This is a genomic window from Serratia sp. Ae19-1, from assembly GCF_059801225.1.
Window position 1 is genome coordinate 58,511 of the sequence record NZ_JBCHWD010000003.1, and the last position, 26,513, is coordinate 85,023.

Consider the following 26,513-nt stretch of genomic DNA (forward strand, 5'->3'; position numbering starts at 1 on the left):
GACTCACCAGTTGCGCACGCGCAAGGTAGCCTCGCTGAGATCGTTAAAGCTGCTGATGGTCGGCACCAGCTGGCTGATCAAACGGTTCCAGCGCGCGACCGGCGCCGCAGTGACGTACACGACGTCGTAAGGTTGCAGCTGAAATTCAGCGCCCATCGCCAGCGCGCTGGCGTCTGAAAGATCGAACTGGTACAGCGTCGCCAACCGCTGCGGCTGTTTGCCGCCGCTCGGTCGGATCACAAATACCCCGGTCGCATCCGCCACCGTCTGGCTGATCCCTTCGGAAGAACCGAGGGCTTCGGTCAGGGTCATGCCGCTGCGGTCCATCTTCAGCGTCGTTTGTTTGCCCACCTCGCCCATCACGAACACTTTCAACTCGTCATTGCGCGGGACGTAAAGGATATCGCCCGGTTGCAGCAGCGCGTTTTGGCTGATGTCGCCGCGCTGCATCAGCGCCTGCAGCGAGATGGCCCGCTCCTTGCCCTGATGGGTCAGCACGACGTTGCGCCAGTCGGCGTTGTCCGTCAGGCCGCCGGCGGCGTTGATCGCATCCAGAATGGTCAGCGGCACGTTGGTGATCGCCTGCTGGCCGGAGGTTTTCACTTCGCCGGTGACATAAGCCTTCTGCGAGCGGAACGCGGCGATACTGACATCCACCTGCGGGCTTTCCACATACTGCGCCAGACGGCCGGCGATCAGACTGCGCACTTCGGTGACGGTCTTGCCCACCACCGCCACGCGCCCGATATAGGGATAAAAGATCGTGCCATCCGCATGCACCCAGTTGCCGGTGTCGCTGGCGCTGCGGTACTGCCCGGCCGGCGTGGTCAACTCGGGATGATCCCAGACGGTGACGTTCAACACGTCGCCGACGCCGATGCGGTATTGATAACTCTGCAACCGCCGATCCAGCGCCGGGTTCGGCCGGGCGACCGGTTCTATGCGCCGCATTTTCTGCAGCAGCATCGGCGACATGCGATAGACCTGTACCTGGTTGTTCAAATCGAAATCGTCGTCTTGCTGCACGACGATGGCTTTTCCACTGGTCGGTAAATGCGAGCCGGGGACCACCGTACAACCGCTCAACAGCGCGGAGGTACAGACCAACGGCATCAAAAGAGGCAAATGAAAATTCATGGGGTTACCGTGATAGACGGGCTGCTGTCGCAGCCCGTGAGAGGATTAGCGACCAACGGTCGGGTTGTCGCTAAGCACCGTTGCCTGCTGCGGTTCGCGCAGCATGGCGAAATAGCCGCAAAAACAGAACAGGAACGCCACCAGCATCAGGCTCTCCTGGAGCTTCAACACTTCGCTGCAGATGCCGATGCAGGCCAGCGTCACCGCCAGCATGGTGCTCATGGCCAGCGCCTGGCGCGCATTGAGCCCGCGGCGCATCAGAATATGGTGCAGATGGTCACGGCCCGCTTTGAATGGGCTTTGGCGACGCAACAGGCGGCGCACCATCACGGTCACCATGTCCATCAGAGGAATGGCGATCAGCCACAGCGCGGTGACCGGGCGCATCACCGCCTGCGGCCCCTGCGTCGCCAACAGCACCAGCCACAGCACGCTAAAGCCAATCACCATGCTGCCGGCATCGCCCATAAAGATTTTGTTACGCGCGCCGAACAGGCTCAGGTTGAACAGCAGATAAGCTGCCAGCGCGACGAGCAGGCCCAGGCACCACAGCGCCAGGTCTTCCCGCCCGCCCAGTCCAAACACAACGGCCAACGCGACGAAGGTAACGCAGGACAAGGCGCCCAGTTGCCCGTCGATGCCATCCACCATGTTGTAGGCGTTGATCGCTCCCCAGACCGCCAGCGGCGTGAGCAGCAGCGCGCCATAGCCGAGCATCACTTCCTGATGCCCCCAGACATAGCCCAGAGAGGAGAGTTGCATCCCTGCCGCCAGCATCATCGCCAGCGCGATCCCTCCCTGCACCATGACGCGCGGCGCCACGGGCAGATCAAAGCGGTCATCCAGCACGCCCAACACCACCAGCGCCGTGACGCACAGCAGGTAGATCGTGCTGTCGGGCAGCCAGGCGGGTTGCCACAGCGTCATCAGCGTCAACGTCAGGTATACGGCGATGCCGCCGACCAGCGGAATATGCCCCAGATGTTGCTTGCGCGCATTGGGCTTATCCACTAACCCCACCGCCAAAGCGGCCCGACGGGCAATAAGCACCCAGGCGACCGCCAGCACAAATATCACGCTCAGTTGATATAACATCGTTCCTCCAGCGATTAAGCACGCTACCGCCCTTGAGTTACAGCTCCCAATGCGCTATTAGCAAAAACAAAATTGATCCTGCCAGGATATAAGTCAGCATGAGTTAATCCTGAAAATGCAGATTTATCCGCTTGTCGGCGGAAATACATAAATAACGCCAGCGTGCGGTTAAGTTATCGGTCAGAAAACTCATGTTTAATGGTTCTTTCGATGGCCGAATCAAGTTCCACCGGCGCTACGAAATCATTCTTCACATTGGTTTTAAATTGCGTTCTGGCGCAGAATTTCTGCACTCTGACGCGGCTGATTGGGAATTTTTTTCGACTTATTTTACTCACAACATCTAATGCGGTCGCCCCGCAGATTCCCACTGCATAGGGAATGCGAATCGTCTTATTTTCACGACCAAGAGAAGAGGAAATAACCTCAACCAGTTGATTCATCGTGAAGTCTGGTTTATCAACGTAGTTGCTGACCTGATAGCTGGATTGCTGATCCAGCGCGTGTTCCAACCGTGCGGCAATATTTTCAACATACGCCATCGACTTCATATTATTGCCGCTGCCGATCATCACGAATCGGCCGCTGGCGATCTGACGGAACAGGTTATACACGTTGCCGCGATTCCCTTCGCCGAATACCACCGTCGGGCGAATGATGGTCAGCTTGTTTTCGCTATCGGCTTTGCGCCACGCTTCATAAACGTATTCCGCTTCGAGCTTGGATTTGCCGTAGTGATTGAAGGGTTCGAAACGCCCCTCTTCGCCAGTCTCTTGTTTGACGAAACCATAAACGGCGACCGATGAGGTGAAAATGATTTGGCGGATATTCAACGCGGAAGCGGTCATGCAGACATGGCGTGCACCTTCGACGTTGACCTGGTAGTAGAGCGAAATGGGGTCGACATTGTCCTGATGCTCCGCAGCCAGATTAATGATGGCGTCACAGCCCGTCAGCGGTTGCTGCAAGGTCTCGGGCTGAGTCACATCACCGTACTGGTAGAGCGCCGGAAAGTGCTCGCTGGGCCGTTTATCCACGATGATCAGCGTCAGATCATCGCGTGCACTGAGACGTTTCGCCAGGCGCGTTCCGATAAAACCGGCCCCCCCGATAATAGCTACTTTACGCTTATCCATAATTTGTCACTCAGCAGGTTCTCATTATTCCCGTCACAACATTGAGACAGGACGCTAATACGCGTTAGGTAATGAGATTCAGACTGGACAAATCGAATCAGGCTTTCAAATAACAAATAATGAAATAAAAGATTTCATTAAATGTGAAATTATCGCTAAAGATAAAACCTCATTCAGTGCTAATTTTTAACATCGTAAGCAACTTGATATTGCAAGGTTTTATTGGGCAATATGAGATTAATCCGACCTTTACCAGGCATAGAAAAGGCCTCATATTTTACCGGCAGCTTAATCTGGCCTTGCTTAGGATCGACACATTCAATGGTCGCCTGCTCCATGCTCTCTCCCTGGTAAAGGCAGAACAGGGTTTGCGGGCTATTGGTATGAGGGTTGTTCAGCGTCAACGTCAACACGACGCGCGTGTTATTCTGAATATCATTGATCACCGGCGGGCGGGTTTGGTTGCCCAACACATATGAAAAATGTGAAATGACCAGTAAAGAAGCGAATACCGTCAGGTATTTCACTACGCGGCTAGCGGGCATGCTGAAAAAGCGCCGCCCCGATGTTGGCTTCTTTTCAGACGCCGGTGTTTCCTGGGATGGCGTCTCTGCCGCGAGAGGCGCTGAAACCAGTGTCGATTTACGTTGCTTAACTATTTTCTCATCGTTTGTTTCAGGCGCTCCATTTACACTTTCAGAAAGTTCCGCTTGAATATCAACATTAATATCATCATCGCCGTTTAATATATCATTACCGACGTAGTCTTCATCTTCAGATATAAAGTGAAAAACCGCCTGATTTTCCACCTTGTAACCCAAGCGAGGAATGGTTCTGATAAGCGTATGTTCGGTGTCGCTAATTTTCTGACGAATGGATTTAATTGTTTGATTTATCGTTGAATCTGAACAATAAGTCCCTTTCCAGATATTTTCTATAATTTCCGTTCGGGTAACCAGTTCGGGGGATCTGGCGACAAGCAGCGAAAGGATTTGATACTCTTTCCAACGCAGACGAAATTTCTCCCCGGCAGGAGTCAGAACATCGAGATTCCTAATCTTTATTCTTTTATCAAGATTCACTTTTAATTTCCTTAGCGTGCCTGTCCTGCACACTTTGTATAGAAATATCAAAAAATGTTCAAGAAATTAAATGTAAACTCAACAGGTTGCATTCATCGGATATTGGCTTTTATAAAAATTTTCTGATTTCATTTTTTACATTAAGCCTGATTAAGGATGTTCTGTTTATCCAGACGACTCTTTTCCCCTGTTGGTAACATGGATTTCTCTCATGACCGCCGTAAAATCCAACCTGGCACCTCATTGATTTAAAAAAGAAAAACTAACAATGTCGTTTAATTGTTAATCGAGTAAAATTGTGAAATTTCATTCCGTGATGTGAATTCATCCTATTTTCCCACTTAATCTGGTTGGCAGATAGACTACAAAAAGCCGAAAAAAACAGAATGAGAGTTATCTGATTTAACTCCAACACTCATTCATTCCAGCAAGTTTAGCATCTAAGACAAATCCCTATTGATGATTTTATAACAATCGCACTAATTATGCCTTCCCCACCCAGAAATTTCATTTAACCTGCGGCGATGGCATTAATATTTTAATGTAAGAATACTCTCAACAAAAAGAAAAAACCGTGCAAATAATATAATCCGTTTGTGAGAAGACATTCCTACATTGAGAGATATGGCTATAAAAAAAGAAAAAAACGGCAAGCGGAGATGAGAATTTTACCTAAAGGCAGAAAATTTCACTGAGAAGGCGAGGAGAGATGATTCGGTATGAGCGAAATATCCCTCCCCTGTCGGGGAGGAATTGAGACAATCGTTTGGTGCTCAGGCCTTTTTCTTACGGCCATACACCACCCAGGTAATGACCACACACAAGATATAGAATACCAGGAACACTTTCATCGCCCCCGCCGGCGAACCGGTCAGCGCCAACGAGGTGCCGAATGCCTGCGGAATGAAAAAGCCGCCGGCCGCACCGATCGCCGAGATAAAGCCCAATGCGGCGGCGGAGTCGGTCACCGCTTCACGCTGCGCGCTCTCGTCGCTGCCGCCGGCCGCTTTGACGCGTTCGACCGTGATTTTACGGAAGATGACGGCGATCATTTGGAAAGTCGAACCGCTGCCCAGCCCCGCCGTGAGGAACAGCACCATAAAGATGCCGTAGAAGGCGATGAATGAACCGCCCTGCCCTGCGTCCGGCAAGGTCAGGAACAGCAGCGCGGCAAAAACGGCCATCACCACAAAGTTGATCAACGTGACCCGCACCCCGCCGAAACGGTCAGACAACGCACCGCCAACCGGCCGCGCCAGCGCCCCGAGGAACGGACCGAAGAACGCGTAGTGCAGGATCACCACATCCGGGAACTGTGTTTTCGACAGCATGGCGAAACCGGCGGAGAAACCGATGAAGGAACCGAAGGTCGCGAGGTACAGCAGGCTCAGCATCCACAGATGCCCGCGTTTGAGCACCGGCAGTTGCTGGCGCAGCGACGCTTTGGCCGCCGCCAGATCGTTCATGCCGAACCAGGCCGCCAGCGTGGCGATCAACAGGAACGGCACCCAGATCCAGGCGGCATTTTCCAGCCACAGCGGGCTTCCGTCCGCCTGATTTTGCGCCGCGCCGCCAAACAGGCCGAACAGGCTGAAAGAGATCGCCAGCGGCGCAACCAGTTGCATCACGCTGACGCCCAGATTGCCCAACCCGCCATTGAGCCCCAACGCACCGCCCTGGCGTGCTTTCGGGAAGAAGAAACTGATGTTGGCCATGCTGGAAGCAAAGTTGGCACCGGCGAAACCGCACAGCAGGGAAATGACGACAAACACGCTGTACGGTGTGCTGCTGTCCTGCACCGCGAACCCCAGCCACAGGCAGGGCACCAGCAGGAAGCAAGTGCTGATAGCGGTCCAACGACGGCCGCCGAACAGCGGGATCACGAACGAATACGGCACGCGCAAAATAGCGCCAGAGACCGACGGCAACGCCGTTAACAGAAACAGCTGGTCGGTGGTGAAGTTGAAGCCGACCTTGTTCAGGTTGACCGCGACGGCGCTGAACAGCATCCAGACGCAGAAGGCCAGCAGCAGACAGGGAATGGAAATCCACAGATTGCGGGTGGCGATGCGCTGGCCGCGTTGCTGCCAAAAAGCACTGTCTTCAGGGCGCCAGTCCTGAATCAGCGCGCCGGTTTTCTTTGATGAAGGCGTTGCAAGTTGCGACATAAAAACCTCAGACACGGGGGATTATTCCGCACACCCTAGGGGGCGGCCCCGGCGGCAAAGTTGATGTACATCAACCCGAATGCAAGTAGTTGGCGGCGTAAACGGCGCCTTCATCCCCTTAGGGGTACGGGCAAACAAAAAATTAAATAACCTAAAATCAATAACTTGATCAACATCACTTCCTTGTTTTTACCGGCTCGCCACGTCACTGGAAACTAATGGGTACTTCATTCGAGGTATGTGGTTATGCTCAGGGATAATCAAAAATATGGCTGAATCGTTACTTTTTTTATCCCCGTCGCCGCCTTCGCCCCTGAGCTTCAGCGGCGCTAAACGCCAGGAATCCGGACTTATGAAACGCCTGTTGGCCCCGCTTTCGATCGTGAATCAGGTCGCCCTGCTGATGTTACTGTCGGGCATTCTGGGCGTGGCCGGAATGGGCATTTCCGCCTGGATGTCGCAAAGCATTCAGGGCAACGCGCATGCCATCAACAAGGCCGGTTCGCTGCGTATGCAAAGCTATCGCCTGCTGGCGCAGGTGCCGCTGGACGCGCGGCACGAAATTCTGATTCAGGAGCTCGAACGCGACGAAAACAGCCCAGACCTGCAGCGCTCGGTGGAACAAGAGGGGCTGACACAGCCTTTCGTCGCCTTGCGCGACTACTGGCAGCAGACTCTGCAGCCTCGCCTGCGCAGCGCGCAGCGCCCGGCCGATGCCGCACCGCAGGTGGCGCACTTCGTGCAGCTGCTGGACAAGCTGGTATCGGACATCGATCGGCAAACCGAGCGCCGCCTGCTGATGGTGACGCTGGTGCAGGCCGGCTTCATCGCACTGACGCTGTTGCTGTTGTTCGGCACCACCTGCTACCTGCGCCGCCGGTTGCTGCATCCCTGGCGGCAACTGGTAGAGATGGCGTTAGCGGTGGGCCGCGGCGATTTCAGCCGCCGCTTTCCCCAGCGCGGACACCAGGATGAAATGGCCTCGCTCGGCGGCGCGTTGAATACCATGTCCGATGAGCTGTCTGCCACCTACAGCGGGCTGGAGCAACGCGTAGCCGAAAAGACCGCCGACCTGCAGCAGAAAAATCAAGTGCTGAGCTTCCTCTATCGCGCCAGCCGCCAGCTGCACGCCAACGAACCGCTATGCAGCCGCCTGACGCCGCTGCTCAACCAACTGCAAACCCTGACGCCGCTGCGCGCCATCCAGGTGCGGCTGTATGAAAACGACAGCCGGGAACCGCTGCTGCAGCTGAGCGGCAACCAGCCGTTGCGGCCGGAGCACTGCCACAACCCGGTGTGCAGCGCCTGCCTGAACGACAGCGATCGCCAGCATCCCGATAACCCGTCGCTGAGCTGGAGCCTGAGCGACAAACTCGGCGACTACGGCGTGATCGTGGCTCAGCATGCGCCGCAACAGCCGCTGAACGATGAGCACCGCCAACTGATCAACACTCTGGTAGAGCAACTGACCAGCGTGCTGGCCATCGAACGCCAGGTCGACCACCAGCAACAGCTGATGCTGATGGAGGAACGGGCGGCGATCGCTCGCGAACTGCACGACTCCATCGCTCAATCGCTCTCTTGCCTGAAAATGCAGATCGCCTGCCTGCAGATGCAGGGCGAAACGCTCTCTTCCGCCAGCCAGACGCTGGTGCAACAGATGCGTGAAGAGTTGAACGGCGCCTACCGCCAGCTGCGCGAGCTGTTGACCACCTTCCGCCTGCAGCTGACCGAACCGGGCCTGCTGGCGGCGCTGCAATCGACGGTGGCGGAGTTCAATCCCAAACTGGGCCTGACCATCAACCTCGATTACCAGCTAGGGCCGCGCACGGTGCCCGCCTATCAGGCCATTCATCTGCTGCAGATCGCCCGCGAGGCGCTCAGCAATATCCTTAAGCACGCCGCCGCCAGCCAGGTGAGCATTCAGGTCATCAATAAACGGGGCGAAGTGACCCTGAGCGTTTGCGACAACGGACGCGGCCTGCCGGCCGAGACGTCCCGCCCCGACCATTACGGCCTGATCATCATGCGCGATCGCGCCAAGAGCCTGCATGGCCGCTGCGACATTTTACCGCGCAGCGGCGGCGGCACCGAAGTGCGAGTCAGCTTCACGCCGGATAACCACGCCATCGACTAACGGAGACACCATGACGACAGAAACCGCCGCCACAATTTTACTGATCGACGACCATCCCATGCTGCGCAACGGCGTAAAACAGCTGATCGGCATGGACGCTCGCCTGCAGGTTATCGCCGAAGCCGGCAGCGGTGAGCAAGGCGTGGAACTGGCGCAACAGCACGATCCGGATCTGATCCTGCTCGACCTGAACATGCCCGGCATCAACGGGCTGGAAACGCTGGATCGCCTGCGCCAGACCGACCTGTCCGGGCGCGTCGTGGTGTTCAGCGTATCCAACCATGAAGACGATGTCGTCAGCGCGCTCAAGCGCGGCGCCGACGGCTATCTGTTGAAAGACATGGAGCCGGAGGAGCTGCTGAAAGCGCTGCATCAGGCGGCCGCCGGGCAGATGGTGCTCAGCGAAACGCTGACGCCGATCCTCGCCGCCAGCCTGCGTGAAAACCGCCCCAGCGCCGAGCGCGATATTCAGCAGCTGACGCCGCGCGAACGGGATATTCTCAAGCTGATCGCCCAGGGGCTGCCGAACAAGCTGATCGCGCGCCGCCTGACCATCACGGAAAGCACCGTCAAGGTGCACGTCAAACACCTGCTGAAAAAGATGAAGCTGAAATCCCGCGTCGAGGCCGCCGTGTGGGTGCTGCAGGGTAAAAACGGTTAATCTTCCCCGTACAACGGCCCGGTTTGCGCCGGAATGGGCGGCGGCGTCAGGGTTTGGATCGCCGGCAGGTCCTCGCCATCGCCGGCGCTCGCCGTCAGCGGCGGCGCCACTTTCAGCTCGATCCAGTTGGACGTCACGCGTTGCTGCTTGTCGTCCTCCAGCGTGACCGACAGCCGGTAACTGTTGGCGGCACCCGGCGCGTCATCCCACGGCGGCACGATCGCCGTCCAGCCCTGCGGATCGTTGGCGTTGTGCGGCGGCGTCAGGCTCAGCGCCTGCGTATCCCCCTGCCAACTGACATGAGAAATCCCGTGCAACGCCTTGATTTCCAGCACCAGCGGCACAGTCTCTCCCGCCTGCAGGTTCCACGGCGGCGTAGCCAGGAACACCTGCAGCGTCTTGCGCTGACGGAATTCCAGCACCGGCACATTTTTACGCTCGATGGGATCGTAGCGGCTGCCGCGCAACGACTTGGCCTGCGCCACATACTCCGGCGAAATCTGCTTCACCAATGGCACCCCGAGCCGATAGCTCAGCGCCAGCTCAACCTGATCCTGGCTTTGGCCGCCCGCGCCAATCTTATGCAACGCCTTCATCGTCACCAGCGGCACCGGGGTGTAATTGAGCCCCAGCTGCATGGCGCGCGGATCGTTTTGCTTTTTCCCGCTGCCGAACAGATCGACATTATCGCCCAGATATTGCTCATAGCTGAGCGAACCGCCGATCTGGCGATAAAACGGCAGATAGCCTTGCGTCGTGATGTCGTAGCCTCGCGCCGGACGGCTGAAGAACACCCCATCGCCGGGCTGTTGCGACAACGCCGACAGCGGGTAGTAATAGTTGGTGGAGAAACGCAGATAGTCCCCCCAGGCCTCCGCGCCGATGCTGCCGCGATTGCGCTGCCGGGCGAAATCGCTGTCGAGCGCGGTGTTGTAACCCAGCAGCCAATCGCCGGCGATCCAGCGCTGCCCCAGTGCAAAATTGCCCAGCGCCCCGGCGCTTTGCTGCAGCCAGCCGATCTGGCTGTAGGTCAATAGCCCGTCGACGTCGTACAGCGGGCTGAATAGCTGGCCATTGCTGCCGGTAAAGTCGCCCTCACCGGTCATCTTCAGCGACAGCCGGGCGGTCCCCAGCGGAGACAGCAGCTCCTGCGCCTGTTGCTGCAGCGCGCCGGTCGCCTGGCCCAGCAAATAATCCTCAGCGCGGCTGCGCATCTGCTGACGAGACACATTGTTCAACTCTTGTTCACCGAGCTGCTTGGCCATCTCGGCCCACTGCTTTTCGCGCGCCGCGTCGTCGGGCGCACCGCCCAGCTCGGGCAAATTCGCGGCAGGATCCGCGGCGGTCTGTTCGGAAGGGATCACGCTGTCCGGCGCCGGTGGGGACTCGGCGCACGCGGGCGCCGCTCCGGCCAGCCACATCAGCGGCCCGGCCAGCCACGCCGTCTGACGCCGGCGCCAGAATCGTTTTTTGGTCTTGTTGAGTACTGCCTGAATGACGTCGTTCATGACACCGTTAGCTCCCTCCTTCCTGGAGCACGCCAACCCACTGCTGCGCCGCCGCCTTCCCGCGACAGTTCTGAAAAACCTCACGCCCCGACCAGGCGGGTGCGCCTCTACCCTAAAGCCTAACGGCTTGACGAGAAGAAACAATAGGATAAACCCCTAATCCCTCTTTTGTGACGACGTCACATTACGCGGTTTACCCTTTCATTTCAGCCATCGGGTGAATTCACGCCATTTTAGCGCCGATTTTGCCGATAAAAAGTACGCCAGCCTCTGCGCGCCGCCGCGCATGGCGTTGCACTGCCATGTAATCAGCACAGTGCCGATGCGTGCTATCGCGCGTTCCCCGCAGGCAGCCGCGTTTCACTCCGATGAAATCAGCATTTTGCCGTTATTTTAAACGCCTGTTTTACGGTTGGCGGAGTCCTGATGTTAATTTCTCTACTGTGGCACGCGCTGTTTTTCACCGCGCTGCTGGCGGCAGGCCTGGGCGCCTCCGCACTCATCACCCGGCTGGAGCGAACGGTAGCCACACGCGCCACCCCGCCGACATTACGTCGCCGCAGCCTGCTGTTGACGGCCCTGGGTTTGGCTGTGGCGGCGCTGCCTTTCGAGCTGCCGGCGGCGCAGCGGTTATGGTTGCCGGCGGCGGCGGCGCTGCTGATCGCCCTTGCGTGGCTGGACTGGCGTCATCGCTGGTTGCCGGACCGACTGACTCAGCCGCTGCTGTGGGGTGGGCTGCTGTGCAACCTGGACGCTCGCTGGGCGCCTCTGGACGACGCGGTTATCGGCGGCGCCGCCGGTTACGGGGCACTGTGGCTGCTCAACGCGCTCTATCGGCTGGTGCGGGGGCGTAACGGCATTGGCCAGGGCGATTTCAAGCTGCTGGCGGCACTGGGCGCCTGGCTCGGCTGGTCGGCATTGCCGCTGCTGGTCTGTCTGGCGGCAGTATTCGGACTCGGCGCGGCATTGGCGCACGGCCTGCACAACCGCCGCGCCTGGCGCGCACCGCAACCTTTCGGCATCGCCCTGGCGGCCGCCGGCTGGCTGTTGCTGATGATGAACGCCGACCCAAATATGCCGGCGTTGTTCGGTTAGTTCTTCAGCGCGTCGATCAGTCGATTGAGCACGCCGGCCACTTCCGCCGTGCTGGCCGTTGTCGGATTGGCCAGGGGCTGGATCGCCGCGAGCCTGGTCGTGGAGAGCACCTCATCGCTGCGGATTTCCAGCGCATCGGATGGCGGTGCGTTTAACGATCCGCCATCCGGTCGCCAATAGCTGCCTCGCGTAGTCTGCACCTGATAGCTGCCAAAACCAAAGTCCTTCTCGACGCGGTAATATATTTCGCAGCTCAGCGGCCCGATGCGCCGCAGCATAAAAGCGCCTTTCGCGCTATAGCTGCCTTTATTGACGACAAAGGCGGCGGCCTGCGAAGACAGATCGAACGTGATATACAAATCGCACGCCAGCACTTTGGTGCTTACTCCCTGTTGCAGAGTAATGTGCGTTGTGGGTTGCCGATCCGGCGCAGTCAGGGTGCCTAAAAAAGTCCACGATTGCTGTTTCGAGATATTGCGTGGCAGATGATTGCTGGTGGCGGAAGGCGCTATCCCCCGCTCCCCCAAACTGTTCATCACCTCAACTCCGCTCAAAAATGACGTGACGTCGACGGTGCTTTTGCCGGCTACCGCTACGCCGCCGTTGTATACGTTGCTGAACGTCACCTCGGTATTGTTGTTGCAGGCGGCGATCGCCACCGGGAAGGGAGTCGTCGAACCGCTGTAAAGACTCAACTGGCCGATATCCCAACGGGATTCGTTGATGAATCGGCACAACACGCCGCCGCTCTCCACGTTCTGCGCGTCCTGGATATTGATATTGCCTATTGTGCCTTGGGCAAAGTTGGTGGACAGCACGCTGACATTGGCGGCGCGCTGCGTGTTGCGGTTCTCGCAGCCCAATGAATTGATCGTGCCGTTAAAATCTTTGAAATAGTAGATATCGCCGATGCAGTCATCCGCAGCCAACGAGCCGACAGTAGAGTAAAACCCTGAGATTCTGAACGCAGTACCCTTGGCACGCGCAGCATAAAGGCCATCGATAAAGTTGGTGGTGCCGGACTTGTCCATCCACAACACCCCATCGCCCGGGCGACTGGCGTTAGCCTCCATCTGCACATTCACCAGCCAGTTAATGAACATGTCGCCCGAGACAAACAGCGAATAACCGCCGACGTTGGTGTAGATATCACGGATATCGAACTTCGTCATATTGCGATCGCTAAACCATACGCCGTGGGTGTCGTCTACGCCGGTATCATCCCGCAGCGTCAAGCCGTGCAGCGTCAGATTGGCGAATCCTTTCACTACGATTACCGCTTTCTTCGTTTCACCCTGTTCATTGGTGTAACTGCTGTCCGCAGTCTTGACGATTTTGGTCGCTCGCCCCAATCCGACCACCCGCAGACCGATGCCGCCGTAGATGTCCGTTGTCGTCTGAATGAGTACATGTCCAGCGACCGTATATACCCGTTTCCCCAGAGACAGTGTACCGCCTGCTTGCAACGCCGCCTCCGCCGCTTTGTTGATCGCCGGCCCCCAGTTGCTTCCGTCGCTGTCCTGATAAAACTGTTCCGGCGTCACAACCTCACCGGTGGCGAGCAAGGTTGCTGCGCGCTGTACTGGAACGTTTTCGTTATTGTCCATAATTTCTCCTGACGTGATGTGTTCGCATCATTGCGAACGACCGCGCTGAAAGGCGTAAATAACGCCACCTTTCAGCGCCAATCTATCACCGCCACATGAGCACGTTATGAAATTTCATTTTATTTCACCTTGATACAACATCTCGCGTTTCGCGGTTGCAACAGCACGCGACTTCACACGCTGTCGGCCTTTGGCGCGCCAGAAGCCCGGCCAGGCGCGCGGCGCGGTCGCTACTTACTCACCCGGTCCAGATACAGCATGCTGTTGGCGATATCCACCCGAGCATCTTGAACGTTGTTGCGTAATGCCACCAGCGTTTGCCCCTGCAGCGCCACAACATAGGGCGAACTGGCCTGCAGTTCCCGCTGCAGCGTAACGTAGCGTGCGCTGCGCGCGGCGTTGTCGCCCTCCGCGGCCGCCGCGCGCGTTTCCGCGCTGATGGCGGGTATGCGCCACTGGGTACGCCAGGCCAGGGTTTTCGGCCCGTCGGCCACGTTATAAGCAAATGCGCTGGCGTTGGTGTTCGGATCCAGGTAGTCGGCGCCCCAATAGGTGAATATCGCCTGAAAATCGCGGCCGCGCATTTTGCCCCACAGATCGCTTTCCACCACCGGATGGATATCCAACCGCAGCCCGGCCTGCGCAAAACTGGCCTGCAGCGCCTGGGCGATATCGGTATACGGCGGCTGATTGATGACGATTAGGTCGATGCGCGTGCCTTCAGCGATGCCGGCATCGCGCAGGATCTGTTTGGCTTTATCCACGTCGAGCTTAAACGGCCGATCGTTGAGCGCACCGTCCAATCCTTGCGGCAAGAAGGCCTGATGCACCCGGTATTGCCCTTTCAGCAACCGCTCGGCGATGCTCTGATAGTCCACCAGCCAGCGTGCCGCCTGCCACAACGCCGGATTGCCCAGCGCCGGGTTGTCTTTGCTGCCGGTGTTGAAACCAAGATAATACACCCGGGGCGCATCGGCCTGCTCGATGCGTACGCCCGGCGCCTTGCTCAGCGAGTCGAATTGGTCGGCGCCCAGATCGTAGGCCACGTCGGCATCCCCCTTCAGCAACAGCAGGCGGCGGGTGCCGGCGTCGCTGACATTCTTGAACAGCACCGTTTTCAGCCGAGCCGGCGACGGCGCATAGTCGTTGCGGCCAAACAGCAGCGCCTCGTGCGGCACATAGTTACTCACCCGATACGGGCCGCCGCCGGCGGAATGACTGCGCAGCCAGGCGTTGCCGTAATCCCCCTGCTGCGCATGCTCATTCAGCAGCTTCTCATCCACAATCGAAGCCACATTCGCCGTCAGCAGACGCAGCGCCAGCTCACTGCCGATATTGGCCGGCCAGCTGAGCTGCACCTGGTCATCCCCGATCTTCTTCAGCTGCTGTTCAACGTTATCCGGCGTCCAACCAAACTCGGCGAGAATAAACGACGGCGCCTTGTTCAGCTTCACCGCACGCACCAGTGAGAAAATCACGTCCTCAGGCCGTAACGGATTACCAGAGGCAAAGCGTTGCTGCGGTTTCAGGGTAAAAGTCAGGCTGCGGCCATCGGCGCCCGCTTGCCAACTGCCTGCGGCGTCCGGTGCCAGCTTTTGCGGCGCGGCGCGATCCGGCGCCACCAGGCGCTGATAGAGGTTGACCAAATTGGCCGAGCTGACGGTTTCAAAGCTCTCCGCCGGATCGAGGCTGATAATGCCCTCCAGCGAACTGACCACCACCAGGGTGTCTTGCGGGGTGGCGGCCTGCGCACCGAAAGCGGCCGCCAGCGCGCCATACAACAAAGTTGGAATTAACCGTTTCATCGATACACTCTCCACAATCACGCGGTTGCGTTGTATTTCGAGTGTAGGGGGTTAGAATTAACAGAAGAACGACGATAAATTGCTTTATTTATTACCAAGATGGATATGCCCGCCGCGTTGGCGGGCACAGGTTTAAATGATGATGCGACCGTGCGCCATCGCTACCGCGCGATCGCACATGTGGTCGATGACGTCCGCATCGTGGCTGACCAGCACCATGGTCAGATCGCCCGCCTGCTTCAGCTCGTTGAGCAGGTTGAGGATCTCCGCCTGTACCGACATATCCAACGCCGAGGTCGGCTCATCCAGCAGCAGCAGCTTCGGCCGCAACAGCAGCGCGCGCACGATCGCCACGCGCTGTCGCTGGCCGCCCGACAGCTGATGCGGATAGCGATCCAGCAGGCGCGGATCCAACCCGACCTGGCGAAATCCCGCGCTGATCTTGCGTTCGATATCGCTTTCCTGCAGCAGTTTGAGCGGCTCCGACAACGTGCGCAGCAGCCGGTGTTTGGGGTGCAGCGAAGCATAGGGATCCTGAAACACCATCTGCACTTCGCGCCGCAGTGGGCCGGTAAATGCCTGGCCCGGTTGCAGCCGCCGCCCCAACAGCTCAAAGCCGCCGCGCCAGCTGTCGTTCAGCCCGGCCAATACCCACAGCAACGAGGACTTGCCGCAGCCGGAAGGCCCCACCAGCCCGAAACACTCGCCCGGTTCGATGCGCAGGTTAACGTCATGCACCACGGTGCGCAGTTCGTATCCCTGACGATGGCTGACGCTCAGGTTATCCAGTGCAATCACGCTCATTTCAAGGTCTCCAACAGCGCCCGATCCAGCACCGGCAATGGTTTGCCGCGCGTCTCGCGACTCGGCCGGCACGCCCACAGCGTGCGGGTATAGGGGTGCGTGGCCTGCGCCAACTGCGTCGCCGGCAGCTGATCCAACAGCTCACCCTTGTACATCACCAATACCCGTTCGCAGTGGTGCGCCACCTGCTGCAAATCGTGGCTGATCAGGATCAGGCCCATATTGCGTTGTGCGACCAGATTTTCTATCAGCTGCAGCACCTGATCGCGCATCTGGTGATCCAGCGCCGAAGTCGGTTCGTCGGCAATCAGCAGCTGCGGATCGTTGATCAGCGCAATGGCCAGCATCACCCGCTGCCCCATGCCGCCGGAGAGCTGATGCGGATAGCGCCGGCACAGCGCCGCCGGATCGGGCAACCCCACCGCAGCCAGCATCTCCAACACTTTTTCACGCCGCTCGGCGCGACTCAGCTTCGCATGCAGCACCAGCGGCTCCTCGACCTGACGCCCAATCGGCTGATTGGGATTCAGCGCATGTTTGGGGTCTTGCATCACCATCGCCACCCGATCGCCGCGCAGCCGGCTCCACTGGCGCTCGCTCAGTCGCGTGAGGTCTTCGCCGCCCAGCGTCAGGCGCTGCGCCTGCAGCTGCAACGGCAACGGCAATAGCCCCATCAGCGCACGCGCGGTCAACGATTTGCCCGAGCCGGACTCGCCGACCAGCGCCAGGCGCTCCCGCCCCATGCTGAACGAAATATTTTTCACCAGCGCCACCGGCTGCGGCCCCGGCACGCCGATCGCCAAACGCTCGACGGTCAATAAGGTGTTATCAGTGCCCATGACGAGGATCCATTTTGTCGCGCAGGCCATCGCCCAGCAGGTTAAAGGCCAGGCTGGCGAACAGGATCGCCCCGCCCGGTGCGGCGGCGACCCACCATTGGTCGAAAATCACTTTGCTGCCTTCGGCCACCATCGAGCCCCATTCGGCGGTCGGCGGCGCGACGCCCATGCCGAGGAACCCCAGACCGGCGGCGGACAGGATGATGCCGCCCAGGCTCAGCGCCGCGCGCACCACCGCGCTCGGCAGGCACAGCGGCAAAATGTGGCCAACCATCAGCCGCAGCCCGCGGATACCCTGCATGCGCGCCGCCGCCAGGTAATCGCTGCGCCTCAGCGCCAGGGTTTCGGCCCGCGCCTGGCGGGCAAAGGCCGGCCAACTGGTCAATGCCAGCGCCAACGCGCCGTTCATCAGCCCCGGCCCCATCACCGCCACGAACGCCAGCGCAATCACCAGACTCGGCAACGACAGGAAAATATCGGTCAGGCGCATCAAAACGCGTTCAACCCAGCCGCCGAGATAACCGGCGCAGATACCGACCAGCAGACCGATAGGAATGGTCAGCACCAGAATCAGCGACACCAGAATCAGCGTCGGCCGCGCGCCGTAAATCACGCGGGAGAGCAAATCGCGGCCGAAGCCGTCGGTGCCCAGCCAATGCTCGGCGGAAGGTGGCAGCAAGCGCAGTTCGATATGCTGCAGATTAGGATCGAAAGGCGCCAGCCACGGGGCCAGCAGCGCGGTGACGATCAGGATCGCTACCAACGCCGCGCCCAGCGTCATAGTGGTCAACCGCCGACCGGTACGATAACCGACGGCCGGCTCGCTTTGCGGTTCGTGTTCAGAAAGATATTGGCTCATCGGGTTCGCGGATCCACTAAATAGGTCAAGGCGTCAGCCAGCGCATTCAACAGCACAAAACAGGTGCCGATCAGCAGCGTGGCGCCGAGGATCGCCGGCGTGTCGGCGGCAAACAGCGCCGAAGTCAGGTAACGCCCGACGCCGGGCCAGGCGAACACCGTTTCGGTCAATACCGCGCCCTCCAGCAGGCTGGCGTAGGAGAGAGAAAGTACGGTGATCAGCGTGCCCAGCACGTTGGGAAACACGTGGCGCAGCAGAATGCGCAGACGCCCGGCTCCCTTGGAACGCGCCAGCGTCACGTATTCCTTGTTGCACTCTTCCAGCATCGCCGCACGCAGCAGCCGGGTGATGCCCGCCATCGACAGCAGCGCCAGCGCCACCACCGGCAGCCACAGGTGGCTGATGGCGTTATAGAACATCTCGCGATCGCCGGACAGCCAGCTGTCGATCAACACGAAACCGCTGCGCGGCTCCATGCTGTACAAGTAGATATCGTCCAGCCGCCCCGGCCCCGCCGACCAGTGCAGCGTGGCATAGAACAGCAGCAGCCCGAGCAGGCTCAGCCAGAAAATCGGCACCGAATAGCCGATCAGCGACAGCAAACGCGCCGCGTTATCCAGCCAGCTGCCCGGTTTGAGCACCGCCAGAAACGCCAGCGTAATGCCGCCGAGGGCACCGAGGATAATGGCGCAAGTGGCCAGCTCCACCGTCGCTGGGAAGGTACGCAGCAGATCGCTCAACACCGGCTGGGCGGTGATGCGCGAAATGCCCAGATCGCCGTGCGCCAGGTGCGTCAGATAACGCCAAAACTGCACCGGCAGCGGCTGATCCAGCCCCAGCTCATGCCGCACCTGCGCATAGGTGGCTTCACTGGCGTGATCGCCCGCCACCTGCAGCGCCGGATCGATCGGCGCCAGGTGCGACAACATGAAGGTGAACAGCAGCAGGCCGAGGAGCGTTAACGCCAGCGACAGCGCGCCGCCAAGCAGCCGCCCGCCCCAGCGCCAATACCGCCGGGCAGCTCCGGCGGAAGCGGAGAGTTCAGCGGCCATTACTTGCTGACCTTGCTGTAGAACACCATGTCAGGGTTGATGCCCTGTACATAGCCCTTGAGATTGTCGCGCACCGCGATCAGGCTGCGCGCCTGCAGGCCGATGACGAACGGCGAGCTTTGCTGCACCTGTTTTTGCAGTTGCTGGTAGTCGGCCACCCGTTTGGCGGTGTCGTTTTCCGCGGTGGCGGCCAACGTCAGCTTGCTCAGCGCCGGGATCTGCCAGTTAGCGCGCCAGGCCAGCGTTTTGCTGCCGTCTTCCGGATTGTAGGCGAAGGCTGCGGCATTGGTGTTAGGGTCGAAATAATCCGGCCCCCAGGAAGTCAGCGTCGCATCGTAGTTAAGCGCTTTCACCTTGGTGGAGACCTGTGAGCTGATGCCCGGCACCAATTCGACCTTCACGCCGCCCTGGGCGAAACTGGCCTGCAGCGCCTGGGCGATATCCAGATACGGCGGCTGATTGTTGACGTCCAGACGGAAACTGACGTTGCTGAGCCCCGCTTTGGCCAGTATCTCTTTGGCTTTTTGCGGATTGAAGCTGTATGGCTGATCCTTGAGCGCCCCCAGATAACCCTCCGGCAGAAACGCCTGATGGCTCTGGAACTGCCCTTTCAGTAGATCGTCGGCGATGCCTTTATAATCGAACAGCCAACGCGCCGCCTCCCAGAAAGCCGGGTTGCCGAGCGCCGGTGACGCCTTGGCGTTGAACTGCAGGAAATACAGCGAAGCATAAGGAATAGCCAGCGGTTTGACGCCCGGCTTGCCCTTCAAGGCCGCCATTTGGTCGGCCCCCAGGTTGCGCGCGATATCGGCATCGCCCTGCTCGATCAGCAAGCGACGCGCGGCCGGATCGGGCACGTTTTTGATCAGGATGGTTTTCAGCGTCGGCTCGCCTTCCGGCGAGCCCGGGTTGGCGTCCAGCACTACCACTTCGTGCGGCACATAGGTGCGGATTTTGTAAGGGCCGCTGCCGGCGGAGTGGCTGTTCAGCCACTGGTGGCCCAGATCGTCGCCCTGCTGATGTGCCAGCGCCTCTTTGGCGTCGACGATCGACGATACCGGCGCCGACAGCAGGCTGAGCACAAAGGCCGGGCTGACGTTTTCACTCCAGCTGATTTTCACCTGGTGGTCATCCACTTTGATCAGATGTTGCTCGACGTTTTTCGCGTTCCAGCCCAGCTGCGTCAGGATAAACGACGGTTCCAGATTCAGCTTCACCACCCTTGAAAGCGAGAAGATCACATCCTCCGGCCGCAGCGGGTTGCCGCTGGCGAACCTGGCGTCCGGACGCAGACGGAAGGCCAGGCTGCGGTTGTCGGCACCGGCCTGCCAGCTGCTGGCCAGGGTCGGCTTGAGATCGATGGGGTTGTGCGGATCAGACTGGATCAGACGTTGATACAGGCTGTTGAACGACTGCACCGTGGTCAACTCAAATCCCTGGGCCGGGTCAAAACTGACCACGTCATCGATAGATTGCGCGATCACCAGCGTGTTGGCCGGCGTCGCCGCCTGTACGTTTACGCTGGCCGCCACGGCCAAAAACAGCAAAGAAGGAACGAGCGCTTTCATCTGAAACTCTCCAAGCGGATGGAATTTATAATAATTTTGCGAGTGTATGCGAGCACGATCGGCAGCTGAAGGTACTTAAATCACTATAGATATTCTTTTTATGTATATAGCTGGGATTTTGATTATTAGGCGGGCTTTGGGGAAAATGCGGCAGGAATTGCCTGCCGCCTCTCGATTAAATCTGATAGTCAATCACCGCATCCAGCTGCGACGAGAAGACTTTGTCCTTGATTTCGGTTAGCGACAGCGTAGGGTTGCACAGCTGAATAAAGCGCCAGGCATAATTGCGCTGCAGCTGGCTGCGCTTCAGGCCCAACCATACCGTATTAGGTTCAAACAAATGCTCGGCGTTGAGGCTGACCAACCCGCGATCGCGTTCTTTTTCATACGACATGTCGGCCAGCACGCCCACGCCTAACCCCAATTCAACGTAGGTTTTAATCACGTCGGAGTCCTGTGCGCTAAGCGCGATGTCCGGCGTCAGCCCCGCCGTTTTAAACGCCGCATCCAGCTTCGCGCGCCCGGTAATGCCCTGGCGGTAAGTAATCAGCGGCAAGGTGCTGAGCATCTCCAGCGTCACCTGCGGCTGTCGCGTCAACTCGTGCCCCTCCGGCACCAGAATGGTGTGATGCCAGCGATAGTAAGGAAACGCCGCCAACGATTCGTCACTCATCAATCGTTCGCTGGCGATGCCGATATCGGCTTCGCCAGCGGCCAGCAATGAAGCGATCTCCTCCGGGCTGCCCTGGTTGAGCACCACCCGCACCCGTGGATAAAGCGCGCGAAACTCTTTGATCACCCCCGGCAGGCTGTAGCGCGCCTGAGTATGCGTCGTCGCGATATGCAGCTGCCCCGAATCGTTGCTGCTGAAAACGTCCGCCAGCCGACGGATGTTATTGGCATCGTTGAGAATGCGCTCCGCCACCACCAGCAGCTCTTTGCCGGGTTCGGTCATGCCCAGCAGGCGCTTGCCGCGGCGAATGAATATTTCGATACCCAGTTCTTCTTCCAGCTCGCGAATATGCCGGCTGACGCCGGACTGCGAGGTAAATAAGGTATTGGCGACCTCAGTCAGGTTGTAGTTGCAGCGTGCCGATTCACGAATAATTTTTAATTGTTGAAAGTTCATCCCCGTCTCCCTGTTTCTTGCAGTAGCGTTTGCCATATTGATACGGAGTCCTGCGGGGCTGAACAAATAAGAAATAACCTTTAGTTATGCAATTTAATGCTAAGTGAATTATTCATCGTTGTTCTCGGCTCCACAAGGCACAGCGAAATGCCGAATGGCTTTAAAAATAAAGAGATAAATAACCATACAAGAAATAAGTATTAAATAATCATGCAGAAGAAAGTTATTAAATATAGGCATTAGATATATAAAAAGGGCTCAGCATGCTGAGCCCTTCAGTGTCTGCTGCCCTGCTAACGCCTCAGGCCGTGGCTTCAGCCCCGAAAGCGCCAGGGCGGTTCTGTTGCAACCACTGCTGTACATAGCGCACCAGATCGCCGATGCAATCATCCTGCATGCCGTGGTGTTTCAGCTCGTTATCCAGCGCAAACAGATATTGCGCGTTGGTGCCCAGCGGGCCGCTGGCGCTAGCGATCAATGGCGCGATCACCTGGTAGCTGGTGTCTTCTTCAAACAGCGGATGCTGCGGGTTCATCACAAACACCAGCGCAGTCACGACCTCACCGCCATCCAGCTGCAGCTCGCACCAGGTAGGCACGTAGCAATCGGTGATCATCTCGCGCTTCCACAGCAGCTCTAGCTCTTCGCGCAGCTTGCTTTCCGGCAGGCGGAATGCCAGGCCGGTGGTCTGGCCGCCCTCTTTCAGCGCCAGCATCCGCCCCGGCTGGTGCAGCGTGCCGCGCCCGGCGGTCAGGCGCATGCAGAACGCCCGATGCCAGCCCGGCAGCTTGGCGGGCCGCACTTCTTCCGATTCAAAAACCGGATTCCACATCAGCGAACCGTAGCCGAATACCCATACCGGGCTGTGATCCGGCCGGCGCGATAACGTGCAATCCAACGAGGCTGCGCGCTGTTCAGGCGTCAGCAACATCGACTCCTCAATAGCGCCGAATGCGGTTTTACAATCCGCTTTTTGCAGAAAATCTCGCGTTAACACTGTTACAACCTCCCGGGAATACGATTGCTCGTCCTCCCTCGCCACTGCTGAACCTTTGCAATTTTATTTTTGGTGCGGAATTTTATTAATTCAATAACCGCGCCTATTAATAATGACCTTATTCTTTTCCCGTCGCGCAATCAAGTTGCAAAGCGGTATTAAAGTGAAAAAGTATTTGTACTGAGCAGCAATAATATTAATTGCCGTGGTCGCATAGCACATGTGCGATCCTCGCCGCGGGGAAAACGTGACTTTTTGCGCCCGCACGCGTTGTCGCCGAGCGCTGTTGAACGCTTCCTTATAATAGAGCGCCTGCGCATGTTTGGCTTCACCGCGTTCGGCAAGCCGTTCGCGGCGTGGCAGAACATCATGCCCTCGGTGCTTGTTCCGAGAATCCTGACTAAACCGGGTTCGCGGCCGATGCGCTTCAATGAGCAAACAATTCTCATTATCAAACGGCATGATATACTCACCGCCAAACGAACTATAAGGAGATCCCCGTGACTACCGAAGCCCCTCGCTCACGCGCCCCCTACCTGATTGCCGTCAGCGCCGTACAGGACATTACCCCGCATCTGCGCCGCATCACCTTTACCGCGCCCGATCTGCGCTACTACCCGGCCAACGCCGCCGCAGCGCACATCAAGGTATTTTTACCGCTCGCCAGCCAAACCCAGCCGGATCTGCCGACGCTGACCGAAAACGGCCCGCGCTGGGCCGCGGACGCCGTGCGCCCGATCGTGCGCACCTATTCCATTCGCGCCGTGCGCCCGGAGCAGGCAGAAGTGGACATCGAGTTCGCCATCCATGACCACCAGGGCCCGGCGGTCGACTTTGCGCGCCAGGCGAAAGCCGGCGATAAAATCGGCATCAGCAACCCGGGTGGCCCGAAACCGATGCTGCCGCAGGCCGACTTCTACAGCCTGGCGGGCGACCCCTCCTCGCTGCCTGCGCTGGCCGCGCTGCTGGAAAACCTGCCGCCGCATAGCGCGGGGCGCGCTTTTGTCCGCGTTGACAGCGCCGCCGACGTGATTGAGCTGAAGAAACCGGCGGACGTTGAAGTCAACTGGGTCGTTGGCGGCACGGAAAAAACCGACGAATTGATCGCACTGTTCCGCGAGCAGTCCTTGCCGCAAGGCGAGACGCATTTTTGGCTGGCCGGTGAAGATCGTTTGGTGGTAGGGCTGCGCCGTTACCTGCGCCGCGAACGCCAATGCGATCGTAATCGTCTTTATGCCGTACCTTACTGGCGTGAGGGACTAAATGAAGAGGGTTATCATAATAAACGGCATGAAATCATGGATAATATTGACGACTAACGGTCGCATTTTCCTTGATTAACCACGCACTAAATAAGTAAACACGACTTTTCTCAAATCTAACGTTAAAAAACAGCGTTATTGCGTAAAAGTAAGTAAATAAAACCGCACCCCGTGCGGTTTTTTTGCTACCCTGATCACATAAAGCAAGCAATTGCTTTCTCAGATAAAAACAACATCACACCGGCGCCGTGGGTGTATCCTAATATAAAATACCTACTGGAAACGCAGAGTTGCCGTGTTACGGCGACCGGCGCTGACGGGCTACGCTGTTTGAGAAGGAGTGCCACCCTCATGAAGTCGCAACACGATCCTGGCCGATCCACCAAATCTCGCCACACCGAATACTCGCTGATCTTCCCCATCGCCGCACTGGTGGTGTTGAATCTGTGGAGCAGCACCACTAACTTTCCGCTGATCGTCGGCATCAATATTCTCGCGCTGGTGGGGATCCTCAGCAGCGCCTTCAGCGTTGTGCGCCACGCCGACGTGCTCGCCCACCGTTTGGGCGAACCCTACGGATCGCTGATCCTCAGCCTGTCGGTAGTGATCCTCGAGGTCAGCCTGATTTCGGCGCTGATGGCCACCGGTGACGCCGCGCCGGCGCTGATGCGCGACACGCTGTACTCCATCATCATGATCGTCTCCGCCGGCCTGGTCGGTTTCGCACTGTTGCTCGGCGGGCGCAAGTTCGCCACTCAGTACGTCAACCTGGGCGGCATCAAACAGTACCTGATGGCAATTTTCCCGCTGGCGGTGATCGTGCTGGTATTCCCGAGCGCGCTGCCGGGCGGCAACTTCAGCACCGGGCAAGCGCTGTTGGTGGCGCTGATCTCCGCCGCCATGTATGGCGTATTCCTGGTGATCCAGACCAAAACCCACCAGAGCCTGTTCGTGTATGAACATGAAGATGATGATGGCGACCCGCATCACGGCAAACCTTCTTCGCACAGCAGCGCCTGGCATGCTGCCTGGCTTATCGTGCACCTGATCGCGGTTATCGCCGTCACCAAATTCAACGCCAACCCGCTGGAAGGCCTGTTGACCAAGGTGAATGCGCCGGCGCAGTTCACCGGTTTCCTGGTGGCGCTGTTGATCCTGTCGCCTGAAGGGCTGGGTGCGCTGCGCGCCGTGCTGAACAACCAGGTGCAGCGCGCCATGAACCTGTTCTTCGGTTCGGTACTGGCGACCATCTCCCTGACGGTGCCGGCGGTGACCATCATCGCCACCCTGACCGGGCAGACGCTGATCTTCGGCCTGCAAACGCCGCATATCGTGGTGATGCTGACGGTGCTGCTGCTGTGCCAGCTGTCGTTCTCGACCGGCCGCACCAACGTGCTGAACGGCACCGCCCACCTGGCGCTGTTCGCCGCCTACATGATGACTATCTTCGCCTGATCCAAAAGGGGCGCACTCTGTGCGCCCCTGTCTGCGTTATACCGAGAAGAAGATCGCCGCGGCGATCCCCCCGAACAAAATCCACTTGATGATGTAATAACCGGTGCGGTTCCAGGCCTTCAGGCGTTTCCCCACCCGGCGTATCGCATAGATGTATTTGAACATCTTGTTGACGCCGCCGGTGCGATCGCCCTCTTCGTTCGGCGCGGTGGCGGCGCTCATCAGATTGCGCCCCAGCCAATGGTTCACCGCCTGCGTCCAGCGGTAGCGCATCGGCCGTTCGATGTCGCAGAACAAGATCAGGCGATTCTGCCCGCTCTGGTTTTCCGCGTAGTGCAGATAGGTTTCATCGAACATCACCCCTTCACCGTCGCGCCAGCTGTAGCGCTCGCCGTCCACTTCAATGAAGCAACGGTCATCGTTAGGGGTAATCAGCCCCAGGTGATAACGCAGCGAACCGGCGTAAGGATCGCGGTGACGCGGCAAACGGCTGCCGTCCGGCAGTTCGGCGAACATCGCCGCCTTGACCGAAGGCAGGCTGCGCAGCAGCTCAGTGGTCTGCGGGCACAGGGTCATGGCGGAAGGATGGCTGTCTTCATACCATTTCAGATAAAAGCGCTTCCAACCGGTCTTGAAGAACGAGTTGAAACCGGCGTCGTTGAATTGATCGGACGCTTTGATCTGCTGGATCTCCATCAGCTTCTGTCCTTCGTCGCGGATGGTTTCCCAATTCTCCCGCAGTACCGCCAGCTCAGGAAACTGCTCCGGCTTCAGGTACGGCGTAGTCGGCACGCGAGAAAACAGATACATGAAGACGTTCAGCGGTGCGGTAAAGGTGGAATGGTCAGACAGCTGCCGCCATACGTTGTAGCGCACTCGTCCGCGGTAATGCACATAGACGACGCATAAAATAAGCAAAATCAGAATGATATATTTCATGTTTGAATCGCAGCAAAGAACCCACACTCAATGCGCCGCGCGGCGCACACCCCAGATAGTGTCCTTTTGGCGGCACACGCAAACTGCGCGCCAATCTGGAACCCATTAATCATTAACGCTAATTCAACGAAAATCTATACAAATAACCACAATAATTTACACAAAGGTTAAACGAGAG

Annotated in this window: 22 protein-coding genes; 5 read left to right on the forward strand and 17 right to left on the reverse strand. The window is 58.4% G+C overall.

The window, feature by feature from the left end:
• Nucleotides 1-3: 3 nt before the first annotated feature.
• From AAIE04_RS10440 to AAIE04_RS10460, 5 genes are all read right to left on the reverse strand, one after another.
• Nucleotides 4-1,137, reverse strand: coding sequence for a polysaccharide export protein (locus AAIE04_RS10440; RefSeq protein WP_063918521.1), 1,134 nt, complete (start codon nucleotides 1,135-1,137; stop codon nucleotides 4-6).
• Nucleotides 1,138-1,182: 45 nt separating this feature from the next.
• Entirely contained in the window at nucleotides 1,183-2,232 is a 1,050-nt protein-coding gene (wecA, locus tag AAIE04_RS10445) for a UDP-N-acetylglucosamine--undecaprenyl-phosphate N-acetylglucosaminephosphotransferase (RefSeq protein ID WP_498576891.1), read from the reverse strand.
• Between the two features lie 173 nt (nucleotides 2,233-2,405).
• Nucleotides 2,406-3,368, reverse strand: coding sequence for an NAD-dependent epimerase/dehydratase family protein (locus AAIE04_RS10450; RefSeq protein WP_063918522.1), 963 nt, complete (start codon nucleotides 3,366-3,368; stop codon nucleotides 2,406-2,408).
• Nucleotides 3,369-3,547: 179 nt separating this feature from the next.
• Entirely contained in the window at nucleotides 3,548-4,450 is a 903-nt protein-coding gene (locus AAIE04_RS10455) for a winged helix-turn-helix domain-containing protein (RefSeq protein WP_498576892.1), read from the reverse strand.
• 773 nt (nucleotides 4,451-5,223) lie between these two features.
• Nucleotides 5,224-6,618 carry a NarK family nitrate/nitrite MFS transporter gene (locus tag AAIE04_RS10460; RefSeq protein WP_498576893.1) on the reverse strand — a complete coding sequence of 465 codons (1,395 nt, stop codon included), beginning with the start codon at nucleotides 6,616-6,618 and terminating at the stop codon, nucleotides 5,224-5,226.
• A 352-nt stretch (nucleotides 6,619-6,970) separates the two neighbouring features.
• Between AAIE04_RS10460 and narX the strand changes: the two genes are divergently transcribed.
• Nucleotides 6,971-8,755 (forward strand): nitrate/nitrite two-component system sensor histidine kinase NarX, encoded by a 1,785-nt coding sequence (gene narX / locus AAIE04_RS10465; RefSeq protein ID WP_498576894.1) that lies wholly within the window; start codon nucleotides 6,971-6,973, stop codon nucleotides 8,753-8,755.
• 10 nt (nucleotides 8,756-8,765) lie between these two features.
• On the forward strand, nucleotides 8,766-9,416 hold the full coding sequence (narL, locus tag AAIE04_RS10470) for a two-component system response regulator NarL (RefSeq protein WP_019452900.1): 651 nt from the start codon (nucleotides 8,766-8,768) through the stop codon (nucleotides 9,414-9,416).
• On the opposite strand, the gene AAIE04_RS10475 is transcribed toward narL, so the two are convergent.
• A complete protein-coding gene (locus AAIE04_RS10475) occupies nucleotides 9,413-10,924 on the reverse strand; it encodes a YchO/YchP family invasin (RefSeq protein WP_019452901.1) in 1,512 nt (503 codons plus the stop codon). The genes narL and AAIE04_RS10475 overlap by 4 nt on opposite strands.
• A 426-nt stretch (nucleotides 10,925-11,350) precedes the next feature.
• Between AAIE04_RS10475 and AAIE04_RS10480 the strand changes: the two genes are divergently transcribed.
• Nucleotides 11,351-12,019: a prepilin peptidase gene (locus tag AAIE04_RS10480; protein ID WP_498576895.1), complete on the forward strand. Its 669-nt coding sequence runs from the start codon at nucleotides 11,351-11,353 to the stop codon at nucleotides 12,017-12,019.
• Here the strand turns inward: AAIE04_RS10480 and AAIE04_RS10485 are convergent.
• The 10 genes from AAIE04_RS10485 to AAIE04_RS10530 all read right to left on the reverse strand — a co-directional run bounded on the left by AAIE04_RS10485 (nucleotide 12,016) and on the right by AAIE04_RS10530 (nucleotide 23,141).
• Complete coding sequence (locus tag AAIE04_RS10485) at nucleotides 12,016-13,626, reverse strand: hypothetical protein (RefSeq protein ID WP_498576896.1); 1,611 nt, start codon at nucleotides 13,624-13,626, stop codon at nucleotides 12,016-12,018. The genes AAIE04_RS10480 and AAIE04_RS10485 overlap by 4 nt on opposite strands.
• A 230-nt stretch (nucleotides 13,627-13,856) precedes the next feature.
• Nucleotides 13,857-15,431, reverse strand: a complete 1,575-nt coding sequence (locus tag AAIE04_RS10490; RefSeq protein WP_498576897.1) for an ABC transporter substrate-binding protein — start codon at nucleotides 15,429-15,431, stop codon at nucleotides 13,857-13,859.
• Between the two features lie 132 nt (nucleotides 15,432-15,563).
• Nucleotides 15,564-16,235 (reverse strand): ABC transporter ATP-binding protein, encoded by a 672-nt coding sequence (locus AAIE04_RS10495; protein ID WP_063918527.1) that lies wholly within the window; start codon nucleotides 16,233-16,235, stop codon nucleotides 15,564-15,566.
• A complete protein-coding gene (locus AAIE04_RS10500) occupies nucleotides 16,232-17,074 on the reverse strand; it encodes an ABC transporter ATP-binding protein (RefSeq protein ID WP_498576898.1) in 843 nt (280 codons plus the stop codon). Before AAIE04_RS10500 ends, AAIE04_RS10495 begins: the two co-directional genes overlap by 4 nt.
• Nucleotides 17,064-17,933 (reverse strand): ABC transporter permease, encoded by an 870-nt coding sequence (locus AAIE04_RS10505; RefSeq protein WP_498576899.1) that lies wholly within the window; start codon nucleotides 17,931-17,933, stop codon nucleotides 17,064-17,066. The genes AAIE04_RS10500 and AAIE04_RS10505 overlap by 11 nt, the downstream gene beginning before the upstream one ends.
• Complete coding sequence (locus AAIE04_RS10510; RefSeq protein WP_154746376.1) at nucleotides 17,930-18,985, reverse strand: ABC transporter permease; 1,056 nt, start codon at nucleotides 18,983-18,985, stop codon at nucleotides 17,930-17,932. Before AAIE04_RS10510 ends, AAIE04_RS10505 begins: the two co-directional genes overlap by 4 nt.
• Nucleotides 18,985-20,553, reverse strand: coding sequence for an ABC transporter substrate-binding protein (locus AAIE04_RS10515; RefSeq protein WP_498576900.1), 1,569 nt, complete (start codon nucleotides 20,551-20,553; stop codon nucleotides 18,985-18,987). The genes AAIE04_RS10510 and AAIE04_RS10515 overlap by 1 nt, the downstream gene beginning before the upstream one ends.
• Before the next feature lie 175 nt (nucleotides 20,554-20,728).
• The gene (gene cbl / locus AAIE04_RS10520) at nucleotides 20,729-21,682 is read right to left on the reverse strand and encodes an HTH-type transcriptional regulator Cbl (protein ID WP_498576901.1); all 954 of its coding nucleotides are present in this window, start codon (nucleotides 21,680-21,682) and stop codon (nucleotides 20,729-20,731) included.
• 301 nt (nucleotides 21,683-21,983) lie between these two features.
• Entirely contained in the window at nucleotides 21,984-22,679 is a 696-nt protein-coding gene (locus tag AAIE04_RS10525; protein ID WP_498056271.1) for a gamma-glutamylcyclotransferase, read from the reverse strand.
• A gap of 90 nt (nucleotides 22,680-22,769) precedes the next feature.
• Nucleotides 22,770-23,141, reverse strand: coding sequence for a hypothetical protein (locus AAIE04_RS10530; protein WP_498576902.1), 372 nt, complete (start codon nucleotides 23,139-23,141; stop codon nucleotides 22,770-22,772).
• Between the two features lie 38 nt (nucleotides 23,142-23,179).
• Here AAIE04_RS10530 and AAIE04_RS10535 point away from each other — a divergent pair, with 38 nt between their 5' ends.
• Nucleotides 23,180-23,998 carry a siderophore-interacting protein gene (locus AAIE04_RS10535; RefSeq protein WP_498576903.1) on the forward strand — a complete coding sequence of 273 codons (819 nt, stop codon included), beginning with the start codon at nucleotides 23,180-23,182 and terminating at the stop codon, nucleotides 23,996-23,998.
• Nucleotides 23,999-24,292: 294 nt separating this feature from the next.
• On the forward strand, nucleotides 24,293-25,396 hold the full coding sequence (gene chaA / locus AAIE04_RS10540) for a sodium-potassium/proton antiporter ChaA (RefSeq protein WP_019452915.1): 1,104 nt from the start codon (nucleotides 24,293-24,295) through the stop codon (nucleotides 25,394-25,396).
• A gap of 36 nt (nucleotides 25,397-25,432) precedes the next feature.
• Here chaA and lpxO read toward each other — a convergent pair whose 3' ends face one another.
• Nucleotides 25,433-26,335: a lipid A hydroxylase LpxO gene (gene lpxO, locus AAIE04_RS10545; RefSeq protein WP_019452916.1), complete on the reverse strand. Its 903-nt coding sequence runs from the start codon at nucleotides 26,333-26,335 to the stop codon at nucleotides 25,433-25,435.
• Between the last annotated feature and the right edge of the window lie 178 nt (nucleotides 26,336-26,513).

Bases quoted from the DNA above. Each gene is read 5' to 3' on its own strand.
- AAIE04_RS10440 (WP_063918521.1), bottom strand. From the start codon at position 1,137: ATGAATTTTCATTTGCCTCTTTTGATGCCGTTGGTCTGTACCTCCGCG.
- wecA (WP_498576891.1), bottom strand. From the start codon at position 2,232: ATGTTATATCAACTGAGCGTGATATTTGTGCTGGCGGTCGCCTGGGTG.
- AAIE04_RS10450 (WP_063918522.1), bottom strand. From the start codon at position 3,368: ATGGATAAGCGTAAAGTAGCTATTATCGGGGGGGCCGGTTTTATCGGA.
- AAIE04_RS10460 (WP_498576893.1), bottom strand. From the start codon at position 6,618: ATGTCGCAACTTGCAACGCCTTCATCAAAGAAAACCGGCGCGCTGATT.
- narX (WP_498576894.1), top strand. From the start codon at position 6,971: ATGAAACGCCTGTTGGCCCCGCTTTCGATCGTGAATCAGGTCGCCCTG.
- narL (WP_019452900.1), top strand. From the start codon at position 8,766: ATGACGACAGAAACCGCCGCCACAATTTTACTGATCGACGACCATCCC.
- AAIE04_RS10475 (WP_019452901.1), bottom strand. From the start codon at position 10,924: ATGAACGACGTCATTCAGGCAGTACTCAACAAGACCAAAAAACGATTC.
- AAIE04_RS10480 (WP_498576895.1), top strand. From the start codon at position 11,351: ATGTTAATTTCTCTACTGTGGCACGCGCTGTTTTTCACCGCGCTGCTG.
- AAIE04_RS10485 (WP_498576896.1), bottom strand. From the start codon at position 13,626: ATGGACAATAACGAAAACGTTCCAGTACAGCGCGCAGCAACCTTGCTC.
- AAIE04_RS10490 (WP_498576897.1), bottom strand. From the start codon at position 15,431: ATGAAACGGTTAATTCCAACTTTGTTGTATGGCGCGCTGGCGGCCGCT.
- AAIE04_RS10495 (WP_063918527.1), bottom strand. From the start codon at position 16,235: ATGAGCGTGATTGCACTGGATAACCTGAGCGTCAGCCATCGTCAGGGA.
- AAIE04_RS10500 (WP_498576898.1), bottom strand. From the start codon at position 17,074: ATGGGCACTGATAACACCTTATTGACCGTCGAGCGTTTGGCGATCGGC.
- AAIE04_RS10505 (WP_498576899.1), bottom strand. From the start codon at position 17,933: ATGAGCCAATATCTTTCTGAACACGAACCGCAAAGCGAGCCGGCCGTC.
- AAIE04_RS10510 (WP_154746376.1), bottom strand. From the start codon at position 18,985: ATGGCCGCTGAACTCTCCGCTTCCGCCGGAGCTGCCCGGCGGTATTGG.
- AAIE04_RS10515 (WP_498576900.1), bottom strand. From the start codon at position 20,553: ATGAAAGCGCTCGTTCCTTCTTTGCTGTTTTTGGCCGTGGCGGCCAGC.
- cbl (WP_498576901.1), bottom strand. From the start codon at position 21,682: ATGAACTTTCAACAATTAAAAATTATTCGTGAATCGGCACGCTGCAAC.
- AAIE04_RS10530 (WP_498576902.1), bottom strand. From the start codon at position 23,141: ATGCCGTTTGATAATGAGAATTGTTTGCTCATTGAAGCGCATCGGCCG.
- chaA (WP_019452915.1), top strand. From the start codon at position 24,293: ATGAAGTCGCAACACGATCCTGGCCGATCCACCAAATCTCGCCACACC.
- lpxO (WP_019452916.1), bottom strand. From the start codon at position 26,335: ATGAAATATATCATTCTGATTTTGCTTATTTTATGCGTCGTCTATGTG.